At 68.8% G+C, this 23175-nt stretch carries 18 protein-coding genes; 7 read left to right on the forward strand and 11 right to left on the reverse strand.

Features of this window, described 5'->3' with window-relative positions:
• Positions 1 to 14 precede the first annotated feature (14 nt).
• Complete coding sequence (gene gltB / locus K8940_RS22915) at positions 15 to 4538, forward strand: glutamate synthase large subunit (RefSeq protein ID WP_223392333.1); 4524 nt, start codon at positions 15 to 17, stop codon at positions 4536 to 4538.
• Positions 4539 to 4599: 61 nt separating this feature from the next.
• Here the strand turns inward: gltB and K8940_RS22920 are convergent, their stop codons facing one another.
• Positions 4600 to 5031, reverse strand: coding sequence for a PaaI family thioesterase (locus tag K8940_RS22920; RefSeq protein WP_223392334.1), 432 nt, complete (start codon positions 5029 to 5031; stop codon positions 4600 to 4602).
• Positions 5032 to 5151: 120 nt separating this feature from the next.
• Here K8940_RS22920 and K8940_RS22925 point away from each other — a divergent pair, with 120 nt between their 5' ends.
• Positions 5152 to 6762 (forward strand): cisplatin damage response ATP-dependent DNA ligase, encoded by a 1611-nt coding sequence (locus K8940_RS22925; RefSeq protein ID WP_223392335.1) that lies wholly within the window; start codon positions 5152 to 5154, stop codon positions 6760 to 6762.
• Here K8940_RS22925 and K8940_RS22930 read toward each other — a convergent pair.
• On the reverse strand, positions 6759 to 7976 hold the full coding sequence (locus tag K8940_RS22930) for a multidrug effflux MFS transporter (RefSeq protein ID WP_223395962.1): 1218 nt from the start codon (positions 7974 to 7976) through the stop codon (positions 6759 to 6761). The genes K8940_RS22925 and K8940_RS22930 overlap by 4 nt on opposite strands.
• 127 nt (positions 7977 to 8103) lie before the next feature.
• Positions 8104 to 9264 carry a DegT/DnrJ/EryC1/StrS family aminotransferase gene (locus K8940_RS22935; protein WP_223392336.1) on the reverse strand — a complete coding sequence of 387 codons (1161 nt, stop codon included), beginning with the start codon at positions 9262 to 9264 and terminating at the stop codon, positions 8104 to 8106.
• A gap of 133 nt (positions 9265 to 9397) precedes the next feature.
• Here K8940_RS22935 and K8940_RS22940 point away from each other — a divergent pair, with 133 nt between their 5' ends.
• On the forward strand, positions 9398 to 10390 hold the full coding sequence (locus tag K8940_RS22940; RefSeq protein WP_223392337.1) for a mechanosensitive ion channel family protein: 993 nt from the start codon (positions 9398 to 9400) through the stop codon (positions 10388 to 10390).
• Here K8940_RS22940 and K8940_RS22945 read toward each other — a convergent pair.
• Both K8940_RS22945 and K8940_RS22950 read right to left on the reverse strand, forming a co-directional pair.
• Positions 10317 to 11492 carry a trans-sulfuration enzyme family protein gene (locus K8940_RS22945; RefSeq protein ID WP_223392338.1) on the reverse strand — a complete coding sequence of 392 codons (1176 nt, stop codon included), beginning with the start codon at positions 11490 to 11492 and terminating at the stop codon, positions 10317 to 10319. The genes K8940_RS22940 and K8940_RS22945 overlap by 74 nt on opposite strands.
• A 9-nt stretch (positions 11493 to 11501) precedes the next feature.
• On the reverse strand, positions 11502 to 12917 hold the full coding sequence (locus K8940_RS22950; protein ID WP_223392339.1) for a pyridoxal-phosphate dependent enzyme: 1416 nt from the start codon (positions 12915 to 12917) through the stop codon (positions 11502 to 11504).
• Positions 12918 to 13056: 139 nt separating this feature from the next.
• On the opposite strand from K8940_RS22950, the gene K8940_RS22955 reads away from it, so the two are divergent.
• Both K8940_RS22955 and K8940_RS22960 read left to right on the forward strand, forming a co-directional pair.
• Complete coding sequence (locus K8940_RS22955) at positions 13057 to 13491, forward strand: MarR family winged helix-turn-helix transcriptional regulator (RefSeq protein ID WP_223392340.1); 435 nt, start codon at positions 13057 to 13059, stop codon at positions 13489 to 13491.
• Positions 13488 to 13736 carry a hypothetical protein gene (locus K8940_RS22960; RefSeq protein ID WP_223392341.1) on the forward strand — a complete coding sequence of 83 codons (249 nt, stop codon included), beginning with the start codon at positions 13488 to 13490 and terminating at the stop codon, positions 13734 to 13736. Before K8940_RS22955 ends, K8940_RS22960 begins: the two co-directional genes overlap by 4 nt.
• A gap of 4 nt (positions 13737 to 13740) precedes the next feature.
• Here K8940_RS22960 and K8940_RS22965 read toward each other — a convergent pair whose 3' ends face one another.
• From K8940_RS22965 to K8940_RS22980, 4 genes are all read right to left on the reverse strand, one after another.
• Positions 13741 to 13974 carry a hypothetical protein gene (locus tag K8940_RS22965; protein WP_223392342.1) on the reverse strand — a complete coding sequence of 78 codons (234 nt, stop codon included), beginning with the start codon at positions 13972 to 13974 and terminating at the stop codon, positions 13741 to 13743.
• A gap of 183 nt (positions 13975 to 14157) precedes the next feature.
• Positions 14158 to 14811 (reverse strand): fructose-6-phosphate aldolase, encoded by a 654-nt coding sequence (gene fsa, locus K8940_RS22970; protein WP_223392343.1) that lies wholly within the window; start codon positions 14809 to 14811, stop codon positions 14158 to 14160.
• A 72-nt stretch (positions 14812 to 14883) separates the two neighbouring features.
• Complete coding sequence (rfbD, locus tag K8940_RS22975) at positions 14884 to 15765, reverse strand: dTDP-4-dehydrorhamnose reductase (protein ID WP_223392344.1); 882 nt, start codon at positions 15763 to 15765, stop codon at positions 14884 to 14886.
• The gene (locus K8940_RS22980; protein ID WP_223392345.1) at positions 15762 to 16307 is read right to left on the reverse strand and encodes a D-glycero-alpha-D-manno-heptose-1,7-bisphosphate 7-phosphatase; all 546 of its coding nucleotides are present in this window, start codon (positions 16305 to 16307) and stop codon (positions 15762 to 15764) included. Before K8940_RS22980 ends, rfbD begins: the two co-directional genes overlap by 4 nt.
• A gap of 98 nt (positions 16308 to 16405) precedes the next feature.
• Between K8940_RS22980 and K8940_RS22985 the strand changes: the two genes are divergently transcribed.
• Positions 16406 to 17569, forward strand: coding sequence for an AGE family epimerase/isomerase (locus tag K8940_RS22985; protein WP_223392346.1), 1164 nt, complete (start codon positions 16406 to 16408; stop codon positions 17567 to 17569).
• Here the strand turns inward: K8940_RS22985 and K8940_RS22990 are convergent.
• Both K8940_RS22990 and K8940_RS22995 read right to left on the reverse strand, forming a co-directional pair.
• Positions 17566 to 18876, reverse strand: a complete 1311-nt coding sequence (locus K8940_RS22990) for a mannose-1-phosphate guanylyltransferase (protein WP_223392347.1) — start codon at positions 18874 to 18876, stop codon at positions 17566 to 17568. The two genes, K8940_RS22985 and K8940_RS22990, sit on opposite strands and share 4 nt — an antisense overlap.
• 91 nt (positions 18877 to 18967) lie before the next feature.
• A complete protein-coding gene (locus K8940_RS22995; protein ID WP_223392348.1) occupies positions 18968 to 21004 on the reverse strand; it encodes an NAD(+) synthase in 2037 nt (678 codons plus the stop codon).
• A 199-nt stretch (positions 21005 to 21203) separates the two neighbouring features.
• Here K8940_RS22995 and tkt point away from each other — a divergent pair, with 199 nt between their 5' ends.
• Positions 21204 to 23165: a transketolase gene (gene tkt, locus K8940_RS23000; RefSeq protein WP_223392349.1), complete on the forward strand. Its 1962-nt coding sequence runs from the start codon at positions 21204 to 21206 to the stop codon at positions 23163 to 23165.
• Positions 23166 to 23175: the final 10 nt, after the last annotated feature.

Consider the following 23175-nt stretch of genomic DNA (forward strand, 5'->3'; position numbering starts at 1 on the left):
AGGAGCCCAAGACCATGAGCGAGATGGACCTCTATCTGAAGAACCGCCAGGCCCTGATCGACGGCCACGCCTACGATCCCTCGACCGAGCGCGACGCGTGCGGCGTGGGCCTGGTCTGCGCCATCGACGGCCAGCCGCGCCGCGAGGTCGTCGAACTGGCGATCAAGGCCCTGAAGGCCCTGTGGCACCGGGGCGCGATCGACGCCGACGGCAAGACCGGCGACGGCGCCGGCGTGCTGGTCAGCGTCCCGCAGGACTTCTTCATCGACCAGGTGCGCCGCACCGGCCACGCCCTGCGCCAAGGCCCGATCGCCGTCGGCCAGATCTTCCTGCCGCGCACGGACCTGGGCGCCCAGGAGGCCTGCCGCACGATCGTGGAGGCCGAAGCCCTGCGCTTTGGCTTCTACATCTATGGCTGGCGCCAGGTGCCGGTCGACACCTCGGTGATCGGCGAGAAGGCCAACGCCACCCGTCCCGAGATCGAGCAGATCATGCTGGCCGCCCCGGCCGGCCTGGACGGCGAGGCGCTGGAACGCGCCCTGTTCCTGTGCCGCAAGCGCACCGAAAAGCGCGTCCACGCCCAGAACATCAGCGACTTCTACATCTGCTCATTCTCGGCCAAGTCGCTGATCTACAAGGGCATGTTCCTCGCCGAGCACATCGACGAGTTCTATCCCGACCTGAAGGACGACCGCTTCGCCGCGGCCGTGGCGATCTTCCACCAGCGCTATTCGACCAACACCTTCCCGCAGTGGCGCCTGGCCCAGCCCTTCCGGATGCTCGCCCACAACGGCGAGATCAACACGATCAAGGGCAACATCAACTGGATGAAGTCCCACGAGATCAAGATGGCCGCCCAGGCCTTCGGCGAGTTCGGGGACGACGTGAAGCCGGTGATCCAGCCGGGCGGCTCGGACAGCGCCAACCTCGACAACACCTTCGAGGTGCTGGTGCGCGCCGGCCGTGACGCGCCGATGGCCAAGGCCCTGCTGGTGCCGGAAGCCAGCAACCCGAAGATGAAAGAGCCCCACAAGGCTCTCTATTCCTACTGCAACGCCGTGATGGAGCCCTGGGACGGTCCGGCCGCCCTGTGCGCCACCGACGGCCGCTGGGTCGTGGCCGGCAAGGACCGCTCGGGCCTGCGCCCGCTGCGCGTGGCCTATACCGACGACGGTCTGGTGATCATGGGCTCGGAAGCCGGCATGTGCGGCGTCGAGGAAGCCCGCATCACCCGCAAGCTGGCGATCTCGCCGGGCCGCATGCTGGCCATCGACCTGGCCGAAGGCCGCCTCTACGGCGAGGACGAGATCATCGACGAGCTGGCCGGCCGCCACCCCTATACGGAGTGGCTGGGCAACATGGTCGATCTCGAGAAGGAGATCGCGCCCGGTCCCGAGCCGCGCAAGTACGGCCGCGAGGAGCTGACCCGCCGCCAGGCCGCCGCCGGCTATTCGCTGGAAGACCTGGAGATGATCCTCGCCCCCATGGTCGAGGACGGCAAGGAAGCTGTCGGCTCGATGGGCGACGACACGCCGCTGGCGGTGCTGTCGGAGAAGTACCGTCCGCTCAGCCACTTCTTCCGCCAGAACTTCAGCCAGGTGACCAACCCGCCGATCGACCCCCTGCGGGAAACCGGCGTGATGAGCCTGAAGACCCGGTTCAAGAACCTTGGCAACATCCTGGCCCAGGACGCCGCGCAAGCGGATGTGTACGTGCTGGAAAGCCCCGTGCTGACCACCGGCATGTACATCCGCATCCACGAGCTGCTGGGTGAGAAGAACGTCGCGGTCATCGACTGCACCATGCCCCTGCCGGCGCCGGAGGCCCGGGCCGGCGACGCCCTGCGCGCCAACCTCGACCGCATCCGCGCCGAGGCCGAGGACGCCGTGCTGCGCGGCTGCGGCGCCATCGTCCTGACCGACGAGGCCAGCGACGAGGACCGCGTCGGCCTGCCGATGATCCTGGCCACCGGCGGCGTCCACGCCCACCTGGTGGCCAAGGGCCTGCGCTCGTACGTGTCGATCGTCGTCCGCTCGGCCGAGTGCCTGGACACCCACTATTTCGCGGTGCTGGTCGGCGTCGGGGCCACGGCGGTCAACGCCTACCTGGCCCAGGAAAGCTTCCAGGACCGCCTGGAGCGCGGCCTGGCGGGCGACCGGACGCTGCGCGACGTCTGCCTGAACTTCAAGGGCGCCATCGAGGGCGGCCTGCTGAAGATCATCTCCAAGATGGGCATCAGCGTCATCAGCTCGTACCGCGGCGGCTACAACTTCGAAGCCGTCGGCCTGTCGCGCGCCCTGGCCGCCGAGTTCTTCCCCGGCATGCCCTCGCGCATCTCGGGCATCGGCCTGGCCGGCATCGAGAGCAAGACGGTCGAACTGCACCGCAAGGCCTGGGGCCTGACGGCCGTGACCCTGCCGGTCGGCGGCCTGTACAAGGCCCGTCGCTCGGGCGAGGCCCACGCCTTCGAGGCCCGGCTGATGCACACCCTGCAGACGGCCTGCGACACCGGCGACTACGAGCTCTATCGCCGCTGGAGCAACGGCCTGCGCACGCAGAAGCCGATCCAGCTGCGCGACCTGCTCGACTGGCGCTCGGACCGCAACCCGATCGCCACCGACGACGTCGAGAGCGTCAACGAGATCCGCAAGCGCTTCGTGACGCCCGGCATGAGCCTGGGGGCCCTCAGCCCCGAGGCCCACGGCGCCCTGAACATCGCCATGAACCGCATCGGCGCCCGCTCGGTGTCGGGCGAGGGCGGCGAGGACAGCGCGCGCTACAAGCCGCTGCCCAACGGCGACAACCCCAACAGCGCCATCAAGCAGGTCGCCTCGGGCCGTTTCGGCGTCACCGCCGAATACCTGAACCAGTGCGTCGAGCTGGAGATCAAGGTCGCCCAGGGCGCCAAGCCCGGCGAGGGCGGCCAGCTGCCTGGCTTCAAGGTCACCGAGATGATCGCCCGCCTGCGTCACTCGACGCCGGGCGTGATGCTGATCAGCCCGCCGCCGCACCATGACATCTACTCGATCGAGGACCTGGCTCAGCTCATCTATGACCTGAAGCAGATCAACCCGATCGCGCGGGTCACGGTGAAGCTGGTCGCGGCCACCGGCATCGGCGCCATCGCCGCTGGCGTGGCCAAGGCCAAGGCCGACGTGATCCTGGTCGCCGGCGGCGTCGGCGGCACGGGCGCCTCGCCCCAGACCTCGGTGAAGTACGCCGGCGGTCCGTGGGAGATGGGCCTGTCGGAAGCCAACCAGGTGCTGACCCTGAACAACCTGCGCCACTCCGTCGTCCTGCGGGCCGACGGCGGCATGCGCACGGGCCGCGACATCGTCATCGCCGCCATGATGGGCGCCGAGGAGTTCGGCATCGGCACCGCCTCGCTGGTGGCGATGGGCTGCATCATGGTCCGCCAGTGCCACTCCAACACCTGCCCCGTGGGTGTCTGCACCCAGGACGAGGCCCTGCGCGCCAAGTTCACCGGCACGCCGGACAAGGTCATCAACCTCTTCACGTTCATCGCCGAAGAGGTGCGCGAGATCCTGGCCGGTCTGGGCTTCAAGAGCCTGCAGGAAATCGTCGGCCGCACTGACCTGCTGGCCCAGGTCAGCCGCGGCGGCGAGCACCTCGACGACCTCGACCTGAACCCGCTGCTGGTCCGCGCCGATCCGGGCGCGAACAAGCCGTACAACACGGTCGTCGGCCGCAACGCGGTGCCGGACACGCTGGACGCCCAGATCGTCCGCGACGCCGCGCCGCTGCTGGAGCGCGGCGAGAAGATGCAGCTGACCTACACGGTCCGCAGCACCGCCCGCACCATCGGCACGCGCACGTCCAGCCACATCGTCCGCAAGTTCGGCATGAAGGGCCTGCCCGCCGGCCACCTGACCGTCCAGCTCAAGGGTTCGGCCGGCCAGAGCCTGGGGGCCTTCGCGGTCCAGGGCCTGCGCATCGAGCTGACCGGCGAGGCCAACGACTATGTCGGCAAGGGCCTGTCGGGCGCGACGATCGTGATCAAGCCGGCGCGGGGCCTGGCGGCTCCGGAGACCAACGCCCTGATCGGCAACACCGTGCTGTTCGGCGCCACCTCGGGCCGGCTGTTCGCGGCGGGCCAGGCCGGCGAGCGCTTCGCCGTCCGCAACTCCGGCGCCACCACGGTGGTCGAGGGCTGCGGCGCCAACGGCTGCGAATATATGACCGGCGGCCAGGTGGTGATCCTGGGCCCGACGGGCAGCAACTTCGGGGCCGGCATGACCGGCGGCATGGCCTTCGTGCTGGACCAGCACGACCGGTTCGAAGCCAATATCAACCCCGAGAGCATCGTCGTGCAGCGCCTGGCCTCGCCCTACTGGGAAGGCGTGCTGCGTTCGCTGATCGCCGAGCACGCCCGCGAGACGGACTCGGTCTTCGCCGCCACCCTGCTGCGCGACTGGGACCGCGTGCGCGACCAGTTCTGGCAGGTCTGCCCGAAGGAGATGGTCAGCCGCCTGCCCCAGCCGCTGGCGGCGGAAGAGGCCGTGCACGAACGGGCCTGATCGCCCGACGACCTGAAGAACGAGACCGCCGCGAGGGCCAAGCCTTCGCGGCGGTTTTCGTTCAGGCGGCCGCCTTGGCCTCCAGCAGCTTGAACGTCGCCCGCGCCCGGGCCACCGCCACGCCGTCCGCTCGCACCGTCGCCTCGGCGAAGCAGATCGAGCGGCCCAGCTTGACGAAGTCGGTGTCGAACTCGAGCCATTGGCCCAGCTTGGCCGAGCCCAGATAGTCCAGGGTCAGGGACACCGTGACCAGGCCGCCGGCCGGCTGGCGCGCGGCGGCGAGGTTCGCGGCGAGCGAAAGCCCCATGGCGTTGTCGGCCAGGGCGGCGAGGAACCCGCCATGCGGCATGCCCCGCGAATTGCAGTGCGCCTCGCGCACCCGGGTCCCCAGCACCAGCCGATCCGGCGCGGATCGTGCGAACAGCGGCTCCCACGGATCGGTGACCGGGCTCTTGCGGACGTGCGGGGAGAAGCCCTCGGGGATGTCGTCCATAACCGTCTCGCCTGATTTCAAACAGTTGTTTTAATCTAGCATTGATCGCCCTCTTGCGCGAGGGGCTGTCGTATCGCGTGATGCGAAGCGGCTGAACGAAACGGGGCCGTTCGACATTCCATGTCCATGCGCGCCTTCGCCCACCTGCTGGACCGCCTGTCCCTGACCAGCTCGCGCAACGCCAAGCTGACCCTGATCGCCGACCACCTGCGCCAGACGCCGGACCCCGACCGGGGCTACGCCCTGGCGGCCCTGACCGGGGCGCTGTCGTTCAACGCCGCCAAGCCGGCCTTTATCCGCAAGGCGGTCGAGGCGCGGATGGACGCCCAGCTGTTCGCCTGGTCCTACGACTATGTCGGCGACCTGGCCGAGACTGTCGCCCTGGTCTGGCCGGCGAAACCCGGCGCCAACCGGCCGCCGGAGCTGTCCGAGGTGATCGAGGCCTTGCATTCGGCTTCGCGGACAGAGGTCCAGAGGCTGATCGAGGGCTGGCTGGACGCCCTGGACCCGGATGGCCGCTGGGCGCTCTTGAAGCTGATGACCGGCGGATTGAGGGTCGGGGTCTCGTCGCGGCTGGCCAAGCAGGCCTGCGCCAACCTGGGCGGTGTCGAGATCGGCGAGATCGAGGAGATCTGGCACGCGATGGCGCCGCCCTATGGCGACCTCTTCGCCTGGCTGGAGGGCCGCTCCGAGCGCCCTTCGCCCGACGCGCCGGGGCGCTTCCGGCCGGTGATGCTGGCCCAGCCGATCGACGAAGAGGTCGACTTCGCCAAGCTGGATCCCGCCGACTATGTCGCCGAGTGGAAGTGGGACGGCATCCGCGTCCAGGCCGTCAGCGAGCGCGGCCAGCGGCGGCTCTACACCCGCACCGGCGACGACATCTCGGCCAGCTTCCCCGATGTGGTCGAAGCCCTGGACTTCGAGGGGGCGATCGACGGCGAGCTGCTGGTCCTGCGCGACGGCGCCCTGGCCCCGTTCGGCGATCTGCAGCAGCGGTTGAACCGCAAGACCGTCGACGCCAGGCAGCTGGCGACCTTCCCGGCCGGTATCCGCGCCTACGACCTGATGCTGGACGGCGAGACGGACCTGCGGTCCCTGCCCTTCGTCGAGCGGCGCGCGCGGCTGGAAGCGTTCGTGGCGCGGCTGAAGACCTCGCGCATCGACCTCTCCCCGCTGCAGCCGTTCGAGACCTGGGCGGAACTGGCCGCCCTGCGCCTGGACCCGCCCGAGGGCGACGCGCGGCTTTCGGAAGGCCTGATGCTGAAGCGGCGCGACAGCGTCTACGAACCCGGCCGCCCCAAGGGCCCGTGGTTCAAGTGGAAGCGCGACCCGCACCTGATCGACGCGGTGCTGATGTACGCCCAGCGCGGCCACGGCAAGCGGTCCAGCTTCTATTCCGACTACACCTTCGGCGTCTGGCGCGAGGACGACGAGGGCCGGCGCAGCCTGACCCCGGTCGGAAAGGCCTATTTCGGCTTCACCGACGAGGAGCTGAAGCAGATCGACAAGTTCGTCCGCGACCACACGATCGAACGCTTCGGTCCCGTGCGCTCGGTGCGGGCCGACCTGGACTTCGGCCTGGTGTTCGAGGTCGCGTTCGAAGGCCTGCAGCGCTCGGGCCGCCACAAGTCGGGCGTGGCCATGCGCTTCCCGCGCATCAACCGCATCCGCTGGGACAAGCCGTCGAGGGAGGCGGACGAGCTTTCGACTCTCGAGGCGATGCTGGACTAGTGGGCGGCCGCGGGAGCCTGGGCGGGGTGGCCGGTCTGGAACAGCTTGCCCTTTTCGGTGGCCAGCACCGTCAGGAGGCCCGCCAGCCCGAAGCCCATGAAGCCCAGGGTCAGCGGCACCGTCGTGCCGTCATAGAGCTGGCCGATGAGGAAGCCGAACACCGCCCCGCCGATCGTCGTGATGAAGCCCTGGATCGAGGCGGCCGCGCCGGCCACATGGCCCAGCGGCTCCATGGCGATGGCTCCGAAGTTCGACATCACCAGGCCGAAGCAGAACATCATCGCGGCCTGCAGCAGGGCGAAGGTCAGCAGGGTCTCGTGGCCGGTCTTGGCCACCACCGCGTGGACGCCGGCGACCGCGACGAAGCCGATCAGGGCCCAGTGCGAGACCTTGCGCATGCCCAGCTTCCCGACGATCCGCGAATTGAGCAGGGACGAGACAGCCATGGTTCCGGCGATGCCGGCGAAGACCAGCGGGAAGATGTCGCCGGCGTGCAGCACTTCGGCGAACACCTGCTGGGCCGAATTCAGGAAGCCGAACAGGCCGCTCAGCACCAGGGCGGCGGCCAGGGTGTAGCCCATGGCGATCCGGTCGGTCAGGGCGATCTTGAAGGCCGAGCTGACCCCGCTGATCGAGATCGGAATGCGGTCTTCCGGATGCTGGGTCTCGGGCAGCTTGATCGCCGCCCACGCCATGACGATGAGGCCAAAGATCGACAGCACGCCGAAGATCCAGCGCCACGAGGCGAACAGCATGATCGCCTGGCCCAGCGAGGGCGCGATGATCGGGGTGGCCAGGAAAACGATGAAGGCCAGCGACATCACCCGCGCCATCTGGCGGCCGGCGTAGCAGTCGCGGACGATCGACACCGACAGCACCCGCGTCGAGGCCGCGCCCAGGCCGGTCAGGAAGCGGGCGACCAGCAGCATCTCGAACGAGGTGGAGAAGGCGCAGAGGGCGGCGAAGGCCGTATAGAGCGCCAGACCGACCATCAGCACCGGCTTGCGGCCATAGCGGTCGGCCAGCGAGCCATAGGCCAGCTGGGCGACGCCGAAGCCAAGCAGGTACGAGGTGATCACCCACTGGCGGGCGTTGGGATCGTGCACGCCTAGCGCCTCGCCGATGTTGGGCAGGGCCGGCAGCATCGAGTCGATGGCCAGGGCGTTGGTCGCCATCATCGCCGCGATCAGGGCGACGAACTGGCCGAAGCCCATGCCGGGATGCGGCGACGGGTTGGTGTCGGACATGGATCTTCTCGCGTGGGCTGACGCCCCAGCCACGAGACGTGTCCCGCGCGATATAGGGGTTGGCGCAGGCGACGCCACCCCCAAAAGCCGCCGATCAGCCGTTGAAGGCCCGGATCGCGTCGATGATCTTCTGCTGGTCAGCCGCGCCCAGATACGGGTGCATCGGCAGGGCCAGCACCGTCTCGGCCTTGGCCTCGGTGACCGGCAGGCCGCCGGCGCCGCGCGGGAAGTGGGCGTAGGGCGCCTGCACGTGCATGGGGACGGGATAGTAGACCGCCGTCGGCACGCCTTGCGTCTTCAGGTGGGCGGCCAGGCCATCGCGGTTCTGGTGCTCGATCACGTACTGGGCCCAGACCGAGACGCCGCCGTCGATCACGGCCGGGGTCGAGATCACCGCGCCCTTCAGGCCCTCGGCGTACCGGTCGGCCACGACCTGACGCAGCTGGATCTCCTCGGCGAAGAGGGCCAGCTTCTCGATCAGGATCGCGGCCTGGATCGTGTCGAGGCGCGAGTTCATGCCGATGCGGGTGTTCAGGTATTTCGGATCATGGTCGAAGGTCTTGCCTTCCAGGTCCGGGCCCACCGCCTTGCCGTGGACGCGGTAGCTGTCCATCAGGTCCCACAGCACGGCGTCATTGGTCAGCACCGCCCCGCCATCGCCGTAGCAGCCCAGCGGCTTGGCCGGGAAGAAGCTGGTGGTGGCCACGTCGGCCCAGTGCAACGGATGCTGGCCGTTCAGGGTGCAGCCGAAGCCCTGGGCGCTGTCGGCGATCAGCTTCAGGCCTTCGCGGTCGCAAATGGCCTTGATCGCCGGATAGTCGGCGGGTTGGCCGAACAGGTCGACGGCGATGACCACCTTCGGGGACAGGCGGCCCTCGGCCTTCACTGCGGCGATGGCGGCGTCCAGCTTGGCGGGGTCCAAATTGTAGGTGTCGGGCAGCACGTCGACAAAGACGGGCGTCGCGTCGACCCACGGCACGACTTCCGGCGTCGCGGCGAAGGTGAAGGACGGGCAGAACACCGCGTCGCCCCGGCCCACGCCCCAGGCCATCAGCGGCAGGGCGATGGCGTCGGTGCCGTTGGCGCACGACAGGGCCAGCCTGGCCTGGCCGAATTCCGCTAGCTTGGCCTCGAACTCGCGGACCTGTGGGCCCATGACATAGGCGCCGCTGTCCAGCACCTTGGCGATGGCCGCGTCGATCTTGTCGCGGATCCGGCGCTGCTGCGCGGCGAGGTCGATGAAGGGCATGCTCATGGCGCGGGCTCTTATGCCGGGTTCGTGACGATTTCGAGCCAATTGGTGTAACCGACTGTTTCCGGCTTCAAGCGGAACCGCAGGCTCATCCTGTCGTTGACCGATGAGCGCGGGGGCGCCTATCGAGAACTCCATGCAGACCAAGCCCAGTATCATCCCGGCGGATGCTTCCCTGCCGTCGCTCGCCAACGTGAAGGCTGACGAGACCATGCTCGGACACTTCCTCGACTGGCTGGGCAAGCTGGCGGTGAACCTGGTGGTCGCCGCGCTGATCCTGGCCGTCACCTTCTGGCTGGCCGGCCTGGCCGCGCGGTTCATGCGCCGGACCCTGGCCCGGGTTCACCGCAACGCGCCGGATCCGACCCTGGAAAGCTTCAGCGCCTCGCTGGCCCGCTACGCCGTCATCGCCGTCGGCCTGGTGGCGGTGCTGCAGCAGCTGGGCGTGCAGGCCACCTCGATCATCGCCGTGCTGGGCGCGGCCTCGCTGGCCATCGGCCTGGCCCTGCAGGGCGCCCTGTCGAACGTGGCGGCCGGGGTGATGATCCTGCTGTTCCGCCCCTACCGCGTCGGCGACGTCATCGAGACCTCGACCCGCAACGGCACGGTGAAGTCGCTGGACCTGCTGTTCACCGAGATCGCCACCCCCGACAACGTCAAGGTGATGATCCCCAACAGCAAGGTGTTTGGCGACGTGATCCTGAACTACTCGACCCACCGCAACCGGCGGGCCGACGTGCTGTTCAAGGTCCCGCTAAAGACCGACCTGATGATGGTCCTCAAGCGCCTGCGCGAGCGGGCCGAGAGCGATCCGCGCATCCGCAAGGACCCGGCGGTGATGATCGAGGTGACGGACCTTTCCGAGGTCTACGCCCAGGCCGCCATCCGCGCCTGGACCTCGGCCGCCGACTTCGGTCCCGTCAAGACCGACCTGATGCTGGCGGCGCACCTTCTGGCCGAGGATCCGGCCCGCGTCGACCTGCCGCCGCCGCGCCCGACCAAGGCCAAGGATCCCTCGCCGGCCATGCCGGGCGAGGGCGAGCACCATCACCTGCTCAGCCTGATAAAGCCGCGTCGAGGTCGGAAATCAGGTCCCGGCAAGACTCAATCCCCACCGAAAGCCGGATGAGCCCGTCCGAGATGCCCAGCGCCGCGCGCTGATCGGCTGGGATCGAGGCGTGGGTCATGATCGCCGGATGCTCGATCAGGCTCTCGACCCCGCCCAGGCTCTCGGCCAGGGTGAACAGTCGCGTACGCTCCAGCATCCTGCGCGCGGGGACCAGGCCGCCCTTCACGTCGGCCGAAATGATGCCGCCGAAACCGCCGGTCATCTGGCGCTTGGCCAGCCCATGCTGCGGATGGCTTTCCAGACCCGGATAGATCACCCGCTCGATGGCCGGATGCTGCTCAAGCCAGCGGGCGATCTCCAGCGCACTGTCGCAGGCGCGCTGCATGCGCAGGGCCAGAGTCTTGACGCCTCGCAGCGCCAGGAAGCTGTCGAACGGTCCCAGCACCCCGCCGACGGCGTTCTGCAGGAACTTCATCTGGTCGGCCAAGTCGGGGTTGTCGCCAACCACCGCCACGCCCGCGACCACGTCGGAGTGGCCGTTCAGGTACTTGGTGGCCGAGTGCATGACGACGTCGAAGCCCAGCTCCAGCGGCCGCTGGATGTAGGGACTGGCGAAGGTGTTGTCGGCGACGGTGACCAGGCCGTGCTTTTTCGCGAGCGCGGCGATGGCCGCGAGATCGGCCAGCCGCAGCATCGGGTTGGTCGGGGTCTCCACCCAGATCATCCGTGTCGCGGGCGTGATCGCCGCCTCGACGGCCGACAGGTCGGCCATGTCGACGAAGCTGAAGGTCAAGCCGGCCGAGCGCTTGCGCACCTTGTCGAACAGCCGGAACGAGCCGCCATAGAGGTCGTCGCTGGCGATCACGTGCGCGCCGCTGTCCAGGGTTTCCAGGATGGTCGAGGCGGCCGCCAGGCCCGAGGCGAAGGCGAAGCCGGCCGTGCCGCTCTCCAGGTCGGCGATGCAGCGCTCGAAGGCGAAGCGGGTCGGATTATGGCTGCGGCTGTACTCGAAGCCCTTGTGCTCGCCCGGGCTGGTCTGGGCGTAGGTCGAGGTGGCGTAGATCGGGACCATCACCGCCCCGGTGGTCGGGTCGGGATACTGGCCGCCGTGGATGGTCCGCGTGGCGAAGTCCAGGCGGTTCTTGCCGGGGATGTCGGTCATGCGTGTCCTTCAGGCGCTCAGGCGCAGGTGGTTGATCAGATCAACCCGGGTGATGACACCTAGGAACTCCTCGCCGTCCACGACAAGGGCCACCTCGTCGCGATCGAACACCTCGGGCAGGTCGTCGACCGACTGGTGGGCCTGGAGGGTCTTCACCGCGCGGGTCATGGCCTGGCCGACGGGCGTCTTGAAGCGCTGGGTGCGATGGTCGTCGTGGCCCTCGACCGCCGCCAGGATGTCGCTCTCGTCGAGGATGCCCACCAGTCGCCCATGATCGACGACCGGCAGCTGGCTGATGTCGGACGAGCGCATGCGGTTGTAGGCGGTCAGCAGGGTGTCGTCAGGCCCGATGGCGACCACCCCGCCCTCGGCGTAGCGCTTGGCGATCAGGTCGCGCAGGTCGCCGTGCATCTCGCGCCCGTCGAAGCCGTGCGCGGCCAGCCACAGGTCGTTGAACATCTTGGTCAGGTACTTCGAGCCCGTGTCGCAGACGAGGGTCACCACCCGCTGCGGCGTGGTCTGCTCGCGGCAATAGCGCAGCGCCGCCGCCAGCAGGCAGCCCGAGGACGAGCCGGCCAGGATGCCTTCCTTGCGCAGCAGCTCGCGGGCCGTGCCGACGCTCTCGCGGTCGCTGATCGCATAGGCCTTGGAGACCAGGTCCATCTGGGCGTTGGCCGGGATGAAGTCCTCGCCGATGCCCTCGACGATCCAGCTGCCGGCCTCGCCGAAGGTCCCGGTCTCGACATAGTCGCGCAGGATCGAACCCTCGGGATCGGCCAGCACCATCTTCGTCTTCGGCGAATGGGCCTTCATGTAGCGGCCCACCCCCGTCAGGGTGCCGCCAGAGCCGACCCCGACGACGATGGCGTCGATGTCGCCGTCCATCTGGGCCAGCAGCTCGGGACCGGTCGTCGTCTCGTGGGCCAGCGGGTTGGCCGGGTTCTCGAACTGGTTGGCGTAGAGCGCGCCGGGGATCGACTGGGCCAGGCTCTGGGCCATGTCCTGGTAGTATTCGGGATGGCCCTTGCCGACGTCGCTGCGGGTCAGGCGCACGTCCACGCCCATGGCCCGCAGGTGCAGGATCTTCTCCCGCGCCATCTTGTCGGGGACGATCAGGATCAGCTTGTAGCCCTTCAGCGTGGCGACCTGGGCCAGGCCGAGGCCCGTATTGCCGGCCGTCGCCTCGATGATCGTCCCGCCGGGCTTCAGGCGGCCGTCGGCCTCGGCCGCCTCGATCATCGCGCGGGCCACGCGGTCCTTGATCGAGCCGCCGGGGTTCTGGTTCTCGAGCTTGAGGAAGAGCCGGCAAGGGCCGGTGTCCAGATGCTTGACCTCGACCATCGGCGTGCGGCCGATCAAGTCCAGGGCGGAACCGGCCACCATGGGCAGGCTTGACGCGGGAAACTGGGATTTAGGGTCGTTCATGGCGCAGCTCCGCAGGCCAGACGAAACGTTTTCCCTAGCTAGGCCTGTTTCGCGAACGAAGGGAAGGGGTGTCTGGTCGTCCGCCGCCCGGGGATCGTTCGGGATTTACGAAGGACTACGCCCCTCCTAGCCTCGCTTCATGACCGTCGCCTTCGCCGCCGAGTTCGAGGATCTGTTTCGCGCGACCTATCGCGTCGCCGTCCGGCGCGTGCGCGACAAGCGCGAGCGGCTGTCGCCCGAGACCGTGGCCCTGCTGGATCATCTGGCGGCCGCCGGCCCGCTGACCGCCGGCGAACTGGCGCGGCATGTCGATCGCGCGCCCAGCACGCTCAGCGAGATGGTCGAGCACCTGGTCGACAAAGCCCTGCTGGCGCGCGACCGCGACCCCACCGACGCTCGCCGCAGCCTGATCTGGCTTACGGACGCGGGCCAGGCCGCCCTGATCGAGGCGCGTAACGTCCTCGACCTCGACGTCCTGGCGCGGGCCGCCGCCGAACTCACGCCCGAGCAGCGGCAGGCGCTGATTGATCATTTCCGGGCCTTCGTCGCCCAGTTGAAAGGAGCCCGTCCATGAGCCACGCCTGCGAAAGCTGCGGCATGCCGATCGAGTCCGGCCCCTACTGCCAGCACTGCGTCGACGAGACGGGGGCCCTGCAGGACTTTCCGACGCGCTTCGAACGGATGGTGCAGTGGCAGGAACGGCGCGGCAGCCCACGCGCGGAAGCCGAGCGGGAGACGATCGTCTACATGGCCGGAATGCCGGCCTGGAAGGACCATCCGGAGGTGCTGGCGCGCCTGTCGGCCCAGAAGCCAGACTAAGGGATCAGGCGGTTCCCAGCGTGCCGCGCTGGCTGAGCCATTCGCTGGCGAACTTGCGGCTGAGGCCGGCGTCCTCGAACACCACCTTACGCAGCTGGCCCAGTCGCTCGGGCGTGTCGTGGACGATCACGAACGGAAAGCCGTTGGCCGAGAGGAAACCCTGGAGGAATCGCGAGAAGCGGTCGGCCTCTTCGGGGCCGGCCAGACGGACTTCGGTCTCGGCGGTCTTCAGAACCATGCGTGTGGCCCTCCGTTGACGGACCAAGCTTTAACGCACGAGTTCGCGTTTGCGAACCACCTTCGCCGTTGCGAAATAAACTGTGATCACCTGGTCGCCCCCCGGGCGAGTTTCGGACCCGCCCGGAACGCTGAAATGCTTACGGAATAACCGTTACAGGCCCGCCGACCTCGGGATCGGCGCCTAGAGGATCGACTGACCGGTGGAGGCCCAGTCCTTGAGGAACTGCTCCAGGCCCTTGTCGGTCAGGGGGTGCTTGTAGAGGTCGCTGAACACGGCCGGCGGGATGGTGACGACGTCGGCGCCGACGATGGCGGCCTCCTTGACGTGGGCGGCGTTGCGCACCGAGGCGGCCAGGATCTCGGTCTCGTAGCCGTAGTTGTCGTAGATCGTGCGGATGTCGCGGATCAGGTCCATGCCGTCGAAGCCGTAGTCGTCCAGGCGGCCGATGAACGGCGAGACGAAGGTCGCGCCGGCCTTGGCGGCCAGCAGGGCCTGGGTCGGCGAGAAGCACAGGGTGACGTTGGTCTTGATCTCTTCGTCGGCGAAGGCGGCGCAGGCGATCAGGCCGTCACGGGTCAGCGGGATCTTCACCACCACGTTCGGGGCGATGGCGGCCAGCTTCTTGCCCTCGGCGATCATGGCCTCGGCCGTGGTGGCGGCCACCTCGGCGCTGATCGGGCCAGGGACGATGTCGCAGATCTCGGCGATCACTTCCAGCATCGGACGGCCCGACTTGGCGATCAGGGTCGGGTTGGTCGTCACGCCGTCGATCAGGCCGGTCGTGGCCAGGTCGGCGATGACCTTGGTGTCGGTGCTGTCGAGGAAGATCTGCATGGGTCTCTTGCGCTGTATTTTCTGGAAAAGTTGGGCCCCGGTTTATCGCGAGCAGGCCCGCGGCGCTAGCGCTTAGCCCGCCAAACCACCCTTCACCAGGCGATCGGCCGTCCGTTCGACCGCCACCCGCCAAGGTTCGGGCTCGAAACCGAACACGGCGCGCAGCTTGCCTGTATCCAGCGGCGAGCGTGGCGGGCGCGGCGCGGGCTCGGCGAAGGCGGCCTGGGTGGTGGCCTCCAGCCGCGCCCGGGTCAGCGGATCGCGGTCGATCGCAGCCCTGGCGAAGTCGAAGCGGCTGGCCTCGCCGGCGTTGGCGAAGTGGAACAGGCCGAACGCGGGATCACCGGCGGGCGCGGCGGCCCAGCGCGGCGCGGTCGCGATCAGGAAATCGGCCAGGACCTCGCCGTCGGTCGGCGTTCCGAACTGGTCGGCCACCACCTTCAGCAGCTCGCGCTCGCGGGCCAGGCGCAGCATGAAGCTGACATAGTTTCGGCCGTAGCGGGAAAAGACCCACGAGATCCGCAGGACAACCGAGCGCGGATGGGCCAGCACCGCCTGCTCGCCGGCCAGTTTCGAGCGGCCGTAGACATTGATCGGCCGGGGCTCGTCGGTCTCGACATAGGCGCGGTCGGTCAGGCCGTCGAACACCGCGTCGGTCGACAGGTGCGCGAACGGCAGGCCGCGCTCGGCGCAGGCCCTGGCCATCTCCCCTGGCGCGATCGCGTTGACGGCGAAGGCCTCGTCGGGTCGCGCCTCGGCCGGGTCGACCTGGGTGAAGGCGGCGGTGTTCAGAACGAGGTCGCAGTCGGCGGCCAGGATGGCGGCGCGGACGGCTTCAGGCCTTTCCAGGTCGCATTCGGCGCGAGACAGGGCGACAATCTCCGCGCGTCCACGCGCCGCCGCCTGGACGGCGGTGGCGACCTGTCCGGTCCTGCCGAACTGCAGGATCCTCATTTCAATTCGGGGACGCGATCGCCCAGCACCTGGGCGACGAACGCCCGCAGGTTGCCGCCCTTGAACAGATAACCCGGCATGCCCGCGCGGTTGCCGGCCTCGATGTCGATGTGACGGTCGCCGATGATCACCGCCTCCTCCGGCTGGAGGTTCCACTCGGCAAGGCCGCGCAGGACCATACCCGGATTGGGCTTGCGGTCGGGATGGTCGGCGACGCGATAGGCCTCGACGATCGCCGTCTCGTGGAAGGGCGAATAGTAGAAGGCGTTGATCTGCCCTCCGAACTCCGCCAGCTGGTCCTGCATGGCGTCGTGGAACCGGTCCATCGCCGCCTCGTCGAAATAGCCGCGGCCGATGCCCGACTGGTTGGTGACGACCAGCACCTTCAACCCGGCCTTGGTCATCGCCGCCACCGCCTCGCGGGCGCCGTCGATCCATTCCAGCCGCGCCGGATCGAACACATAGCCGTGGTCGATGTTCAGCACGCCGTCCCGATCCAGGAACACGGCCTTCAGGGGCGGAGCAACGGGCGCGTCGGTCATGGCTTGAGCACTACTCCGGGCGGCGTCGAATCGCCAGACCGCCATCTTGGCCTGGACACGGGATAAGCTCTAGAAGGGGGCGCCTCTGGGAGCCCAAGATGACGAACGCCTTCGCCGACGCCGCACGCCTGCGCGACCGCCTCAAGACCTGGGCGACCGAGGCCGCCTATCCGCTGTGGTGGGAGACGGGCGCGGATCACGGAAAAGGAGGCTTCTTCGAGAAGCTGGACCTGGACGGCGTTCCCGTCGACGGTCCGCGCCGCGGCCGCGTGCTGCCCCGCCAGATCTATTCGTTCGCCATCGCCGGCGACCTGGGCTGGACCGGCCCGTGGCGCGAGGCGGTCGAGCACGGCCTGTCGTTCTATCTGTCGCGCTATCGTCGTCCGGACGGCCTGTTCCGCACCCTGATCGGCCCCAATGGCGAGAGTCTGGACGAGACCGCCGATCTCTACGACCAGGCCTTCGCCATGTTCGCCCTGGCCGCCGTGGCCAAGGTCCTGCCGGCCCGCGCCGCCGAGGCCAAGGCCATCGCGGTCGAGGTGCGCCAGACGCTGATCGCCGAGCGCAAGCATCCCGTGGCCGGCTTCCACAACTTCAACCCGCCGACCGCGCCGCTGCAGTCGAACCCGCACATGCACCTGTTCGAAGCCATGCTGGCCTGGAACGACGTCGACGACGATCCGGCCTGGCGCGCCCTAGCCGACGAGATCGCCCAGCTGGCGCTGTCGAAGTTCATCCAACCGGAAAGCGGCCAGCTGCGCGAATTCTTCGACCTGGACTGGAACGCCGCGCCGGGCGTCGAGGGCCGGATCTGCGAGCCGGGCCACCAGTTCGAGTGGGGTTGGCTACTGCTGCGCTGGGGCAAGCTGGCCGGGCGTCCCGACGCCACGGCCGCCGCCCTGCGGATGATCGACGACGCCGAAACCAAGGGCGTCGACCTGGCGCGCGGCGTGGCCATCAACGCCCTGCTGGACGACTTCTCGATCCACGACAACGGCGCGCGCCTGTGGCCGCAGACCGAACGGATCAAGGCCGCCGTCCTGGCCGCCGAGACCACGGGCGACGCCAAGTACTGGGACATGGCCGCCGCCGGCGCCGAGGGTCTGCTGGCCTATCTGCGCACGCCGATCCCAGGCCTGTGGCGCGACAAGTATCAGCCCGACGAGACCTTCGTGGAGGAGCCGGCGCCGGCCAGCTCCTTCTACCACATCGTCCTGGGGATCCTGGAAATGGACCGGGCGGTCAGCGCGGCCAGCGCCTAGCGCGGCTTGGTGACCAGCAGCGTGGCGGCGCCGATGGCGCGGGCCCGCGCCTCGGCTTCCAGCGGAATGATGGCGCCGGCGGCGTAGACGTCGCCGTCGATCTCCAGCACGCCTTCCAGAAGCTGCACGGTCGAGACCGGCAGGACGACGGTCTCGCCGGCCGGCGCGCGGCGCAGCTCGACGTCGAAGCCGTCGGTCGAGACCAGGGTCTCGATCCCGTTCGGCTGGGCGCTCTTGCGGGAAGCGATCGAACGGCCCCTGGCCTTGAGGCCGTCGACCAGGGTCTTCACCGCCTGGCTGTCCTTGCGGTGGCAGACCAGGACGGCGTCCGGCTCGGCCACCACGACGATGTCGCTGACCCCGATCACCCCGACATAGGGACCGGTCGTGCGGACGAGGACGTTGGACGCGCCCTGCAGGTCGACGTCGCCGTCCTGGGCGTTGCCCTCGGCGTCGCGGGTCGAGGCCTCCCAGATGGCGTCCCAGGCGCCCAGGTCCGACCAGGCGAAGGCGGCGGGAACGACCGCCGCCTTCTGGGTGCGCTCCATCACCGCGTAGTCCAGCGAGATCTTCTTGGCCTGGGCGAAGGTCTCGCGATCCAGGCGGCCGATGCCGGCCTCCAGCTCCAGGAGAGCGACCGTGGCCTTGGCGGCGGCGGCGACCGTCGGCTCGAACGCCTCGAACTCGCCCAGCAGGGTGGCGGCCTTGAACGCGAAGTTGCCGCTGTTCCAGAGATAGCCTTCCAGCAGATAGCGCTCCGCCGTCGCCTGGTCGGGCTTCTCGACGAAGGCGGCGACCGATCGCACCGAGCCGTCCAGCAGCGCCTCACCCGGACGGATGTAGCCGAAGCCGGTGGCCGGCACGGTGGGCTGCACGCCGAAGGTGACGATCAGGTCGCTCTCGGCGGCCTTGGCCGCGGTGACGGCCGCCTCGCCGAAGATCTCGGGCTGGGCGATGTAGTGGTCGGCGGCCAGCATCAGCACGACGCCGTCCGGGTCCTGGCGCTCGACATAGGCGGCGGCGGCGGCCACGGCCGGAGCGCTGTCGCGCGCCTCGGGCTCGACCAGGATGGTCACCCAGGTGTCGATCTCGGCCGTCTGCTGGGCCACGTAGTCGACCATGGATTCGCCGGTGACGATGACGATCTCGGCGACGCCGGGGATGTTCTTCACCCGCAGCACCGTCTCCTGGAACGAGGAGCGCTCGCCGACCAGCTTCAAGAACTGCTTGGGCTGGTCGCTCCGGGACGCTGGCCAAAGCCGCGTGCCCGAGCCGCCACAGAGGATAACCGGATAGATCGCGGCCAAGAGTAACCTCAGACTGACAAGCGCCCCGCTCGACGGGGGGATATCGCGAAGCGCGCGGGAAACAAAAGCTTTTTCGCCCCGCGCCCGGACGTCAGCTTGGCATGTTGGCGTGCAGTTCGGCCAGCCAGGCGTCTGCGGTCGCGTCCGACGGCATCCGCCAGTCGCCGCGCGGTGACAGGGCGCCGCCGGACGAGATCTTCGGACCGTTCGGCACGGCCGAGCGCTTGAACTGGTTGGCGAAGAACCGCTTCAGGAACAGCTCGAGCCATTGCTTGATCTCGGCCAGGTCGTAGGCGCGGCGGGCGCTCGCGGGCAGGCCGACCGGCCAGCCGCCCTTGTCCGCGTCATGCCAGGCGCTCCAGGCCAGGAAAGCGATCTTGGACGGCGCCATGCCGTAGCGGGTCAGGTAGTAGAGATTGAAGTCCTGCAGGGCGTAGGGGCCGACGAAGCTCTCGGTGGCCTGGACTTCCTCGCCCGGCACCAGCTCCGGCGAGATCTCGGTGGCCAGGATGTCCTCCAAGAGGGCCGTGGTCGTCGCGTCGACTTCGCCGGAATGGGCGACGAAGCGGATCAGGTGCTGGATCAGCGTCTTGGCCGCCCCGCAATTGGGGTTGTAGTGGCTCATGTGGTCGCCGACGCCGTAGGTGCACCAGCCCAGGGCCAGTTCCGACAGGTCGCCGGTGCCGACCACCAGGGCGGCGTTGTGGTTGGCCAGGCGGAACAGATAGTCGGTGCGCAGGCCCGCCTGCACGTTCTCGAACGTCACGTCATAGACCGGCTCGCCCCGCCCGAACGGGTGGTCGAGGTCCTTCAGCATCTGGGTCGCGGCCGGGCGGATGTCGAGTTCGGCGGCGGTCACCCCCATGGCCCGCATCAGCGCCCAGGCGTTGTCCTTGGTCCGATCTGAGGTGGCGAAACCCGGCAGGGTGTAGGCCAGGATGTTGGCGCGCGGCAGGCCCAGCTGGTCGACCGCCTTGGCGGCCACCAGCAGCGCCTGGGTGGAGTCGAGGCCGCCCGAAATGCCGATGACCAGCTTCTTCAGGCCGGAGGCCTCCAGACGCCGGGCCAGGCCCTGGACCTGAATATTGTAGGCCTCGTAGCAGTTCTCGCGCAGCTTGGCGGGGTCGGACGGCGTGAACGGGAAGCGCTCGATCCCGCGCGCCAGGGCCAGGTCGCCCTTTGGCGGCGCGAAGGCGAACGGGACCACGCGGAACGGGATCTTGGCTGGGTTAAGCGCCATGGCGTCGCCGAAGCTGCCGACCCGCATGCGCTCCTGGCGGATGCGCTCGACGTCGACGTCGGCGAAGGTCCAGGCCGGGCCGGTCGAGAACCGCGCGGTCTGCGCCAACAGGGCGCCCATCTCGTGGATGTCGACATGGCCGTCCCAGGCCAGGTCCGTCGAGCTCTCGCCCGCGCCGGCGGCCGAATAGACATAGGCCGCGATCATCCGCGACGACTGGCTGGCGCACAGCAGGCGGCGGGTCTCGGACTTGCCGATGGTGATGTTGCTGGCCGACAGGTTCAGCAGGATCTCGGCCCCGGCCAGGGCCTGGGCGGTGCTGGGCGGGGTCGGCGTCCAGACGTCCTCGCAGATCTCGACGCCTATGGTGAAGGGTGTCGGGCCGCCGGCCCGAAACAGGACGTCCGTCCCGAACGGAACGGCCTGGCCGGCCAGGGCCAGGGTCCTGCCCGTGACGCCCGCGCCCGGCGTGAACCAGCGGCGCTCGTAGAACTCGCGATAGTTGGGCAGGAAGCTCTTGGGGACCACGCCCAGCACCTGGCCTCCCTGGATCGCCACGGCGGTGTTGTAGAGCCGCCCGCCGTCGCGCAGCGGCGCGCCGACGACGATCAGGGGCGAGAGCGCCTTGCTCTCCGTCGCCAGGGTCGTGATCGCGGCCTCGGCGGCGTCCAGCAGCACCTCCTGCTGCAGCAGGTCGTCGATCGTGTAGCCAGTCAGGCCCAGCTCCGGGAACACGATGACCGCCACGCCGGCCTCGTGCGCCTCGCGCGCCAGGGCCAGGACGCTCCGGGCGTTCGCCGCCGGATCGGCCAGTTTCACCTTCGGAACCGCCGTCGCCACGCGGACGAAACCATGGCGGTAGGGCGAGAAGAACGACGGACTACCCAAGGAACCGGCCTTTCAGGGTTATGCTGAAATTGAGCATAAGTCTGGCTCCAGCTATAGCGCCTGCGGACGATGTTGCATAGCGCCCACGACGGGCGTTCGCAGGCCCGAATATGCCGCTGTCGCGGGTTGACCCCTCCGGGTTCCCATGCGACCTGCCCCCTCGCGCAGCCCTGCAAAACAAAGACAAGACGGAACTTCCATGCCCGTTTCGCCCATCAAGATGGCCGACGCGATCCGCGTCCTTTCCATGGACGCCGTGCACAAGGCCAAGTCCGGACACCAGGGCATGCCGATGGGCATGGCCGACGTGGCGACCGTCCTGTGGGGCAAGTTCCTGAAGTTCGACGCGTCCAAGCCCGACTGGGCCGACCGCGACCGCTTCGTGCTGTCGGCCGGCCACGGTTCGATGCTGCTCTATTCGCTGCTTCACCTGACCGGCTTCAAGGCCGTGACGATGAAGGAGATCGAGAACTTCCGTCAGTGGGGCTCGCTGACCCCCGGTCACCCCGAAGTCCACCACACCCCCGGCGTCGAGACCACGACCGGCCCGCTGGGCCAGGGCCTGGCCACGGCCGTCGGCATGGCCATGGCCGAGGCGCACCTGGCCGGCCGCTTCGGCCACGACCTTGTCGACCACCGCACCTGGGTGATCGCCGGCGACGGCTGCCTGATGGAAGGCGTCAGCCACGAAGCCATCAGCATCGCCGGCCGCCTGCGCCTGAAGAAGCTGACGGTGCTGTTCGACGACAACAACACCACCATCGACGGCGAGGCGACGATCTCCGAGACCGGCGACCAGGTCGCCCGCTTCAAGGCCGCCGGCTGGGCCGTGAAGGTCGTCGACGGCCACGACCACGGCAAGATCGCCGCCGCCCTGCGCTGGGCGACCAAGCAGGACCGCCCGACCATGATCGCGTGCAAGACGCTGATCTCGAAGGGCGCGGGTCCCAAGGAAGGCGATCCCCACAGCCACGGCTACACCCTGTTCGACGACCAGATCAAAGCCGCCCGCCAGGCGATGGGCTGGGACGCCGCGCCATTCACCGTGCCGGACGACATCGCCAAGGCCTGGAAGAGCGTCGGCCGTCGCGGCGCCAAGGTCCGCAAGGCCTGGGAAGCCAAGCTCGGCGCCTCGATCCACGCCAGCGACTTCACCCGCGCCATGAAGGGCGAGCTGCCGGCCAACGCCTTCGAAGCCGTCGACGCCCACATAGCCAAGGCCCTGGAAACCAAGCCGGTCAACGCCACCCGCGTCCACTCCGGCGCTGCCCTGGATCACCTGATCCCGGCGATCCCGGAGATGATCGGCGGTTCGGCCGACCTGACCGGTTCGAACAACACCCTGGTCAAGGGCATGGGCGCCTTCGACGCCCCTGACTACAACGGCCGCTACGTCCACTACGGCGTACGCGAGTTCGGCATGGCCGCGGCCATGAACGGCATGTCGCTGCACGGCGGCGTGATCCCGTACTCGGGCACCTTCCTGGCCTTCGCCGACTACAGCCGCGCGGCCATCCGCCTGGGCGCGTTGATGGAGACCCGCGTCATCCACGTGATGACCCACGACTCCATCGGCCTGGGCGAGGACGGCCCGACCCACCAGCCGGTCGAGCATGTCGCATCCTTGCGCGCCATTCCGAACCTGCTGGTCTTCCGCCCGGCCGACGCGGTGGAAGCCGCCGAGTGCTGGAAGGTCGCCCTGCGAAGCCAGCGCACGCCGTCGGTCATGACCCTGTCGCGCCAGAAGACCCCGCACGTCCGCACGACGGGCGGCGATCTCTCGGCCAAGGGCGCCTACGAGCTGCTGGCCGCCGAGGGCGGCGAGGCTGAGGTGACGATCTTCGCCTCGGGCACCGAGGTCGGCGTCGCCGTGGCCGCGCGCGACATCCTGCAGGCCAAGGGCAAGCCGACCCGCGTCGTCTCGACCCCCTGCTGGGAGCTGTTCGACAAGCAGGACGCCGCCTACCAGGCCTCGGTCATCGGCACGGCGCCCGTCCGTGTCGCTGTCGAGGCCGGCATCCGCATGGGCTGGGAACGCTTCATCGGCGAAACCGGCAAGTTCGTCGGCATGAAGAGCTTCGGCGCCTCGGCCCCGTTCGAGGTGCTGTACCAGAAGTTCGGCATCACCGCCGAAGCCGTCGCCGAAGCGGCCGGCGCCTGACCCGGAAGGG

Source organism: Caulobacter segnis (assembly GCF_019931575.1).
GTDB classification, from domain to species: Bacteria; Pseudomonadota; Alphaproteobacteria; order Caulobacterales; family Caulobacteraceae; genus Caulobacter; species Caulobacter segnis_C.

What these genes read in the sequence shown, in the direction of transcription:
- K8940_RS22925 (WP_223392335.1), top strand. Translation starts at nt 5,152, where the DNA reads ATGTCCATGCGCGCCTTCGCCCACCTGCTGGACCGCCTGTCCCTGACC.
- K8940_RS22945 (WP_223392338.1), bottom strand. Translation starts at nt 11,492, where the DNA reads ATGACCGACATCCCCGGCAAGAACCGCCTGGACTTCGCCACGCGGACC.
- fsa (WP_223392343.1), bottom strand. Translation starts at nt 14,811, where the DNA reads ATGCAGATCTTCCTCGACAGCACCGACACCAAGGTCATCGCCGACCTG.
- rfbD (WP_223392344.1), bottom strand. Translation starts at nt 15,765, where the DNA reads ATGAGGATCCTGCAGTTCGGCAGGACCGGACAGGTCGCCACCGCCGTC.
- K8940_RS22960 (WP_223392341.1), top strand. Translation starts at nt 13,488, where the DNA reads ATGAGCCACGCCTGCGAAAGCTGCGGCATGCCGATCGAGTCCGGCCCC.
- K8940_RS22955 (WP_223392340.1), top strand. Translation starts at nt 13,057, where the DNA reads ATGACCGTCGCCTTCGCCGCCGAGTTCGAGGATCTGTTTCGCGCGACC.
- K8940_RS22940 (WP_223392337.1), top strand. Translation starts at nt 9,398, where the DNA reads ATGCAGACCAAGCCCAGTATCATCCCGGCGGATGCTTCCCTGCCGTCG.
- K8940_RS22920 (WP_223392334.1), bottom strand. Translation starts at nt 5,031, where the DNA reads ATGGACGACATCCCCGAGGGCTTCTCCCCGCACGTCCGCAAGAGCCCG.
- gltB (WP_223392333.1), top strand. Translation starts at nt 15, where the DNA reads ATGAGCGAGATGGACCTCTATCTGAAGAACCGCCAGGCCCTGATCGAC.
- K8940_RS22930 (WP_223395962.1), bottom strand. Translation starts at nt 7,976, where the DNA reads ATGGGCTTCGGCCAGTTCGTCGCCCTGATCGCGGCGATGATGGCGACC.
- tkt (WP_223392349.1), top strand. Translation starts at nt 21,204, where the DNA reads ATGCCCGTTTCGCCCATCAAGATGGCCGACGCGATCCGCGTCCTTTCC.
- K8940_RS22950 (WP_223392339.1), bottom strand. Translation starts at nt 12,917, where the DNA reads ATGAACGACCCTAAATCCCAGTTTCCCGCGTCAAGCCTGCCCATGGTG.
- K8940_RS22985 (WP_223392346.1), top strand. Translation starts at nt 16,406, where the DNA reads ATGACGAACGCCTTCGCCGACGCCGCACGCCTGCGCGACCGCCTCAAG.
- K8940_RS22965 (WP_223392342.1), bottom strand. Translation starts at nt 13,974, where the DNA reads ATGGTTCTGAAGACCGCCGAGACCGAAGTCCGTCTGGCCGGCCCCGAA.
- K8940_RS22980 (WP_223392345.1), bottom strand. Translation starts at nt 16,307, where the DNA reads ATGACCGACGCGCCCGTTGCTCCGCCCCTGAAGGCCGTGTTCCTGGAT.
- K8940_RS22935 (WP_223392336.1), bottom strand. Translation starts at nt 9,264, where the DNA reads ATGAGCATGCCCTTCATCGACCTCGCCGCGCAGCAGCGCCGGATCCGC.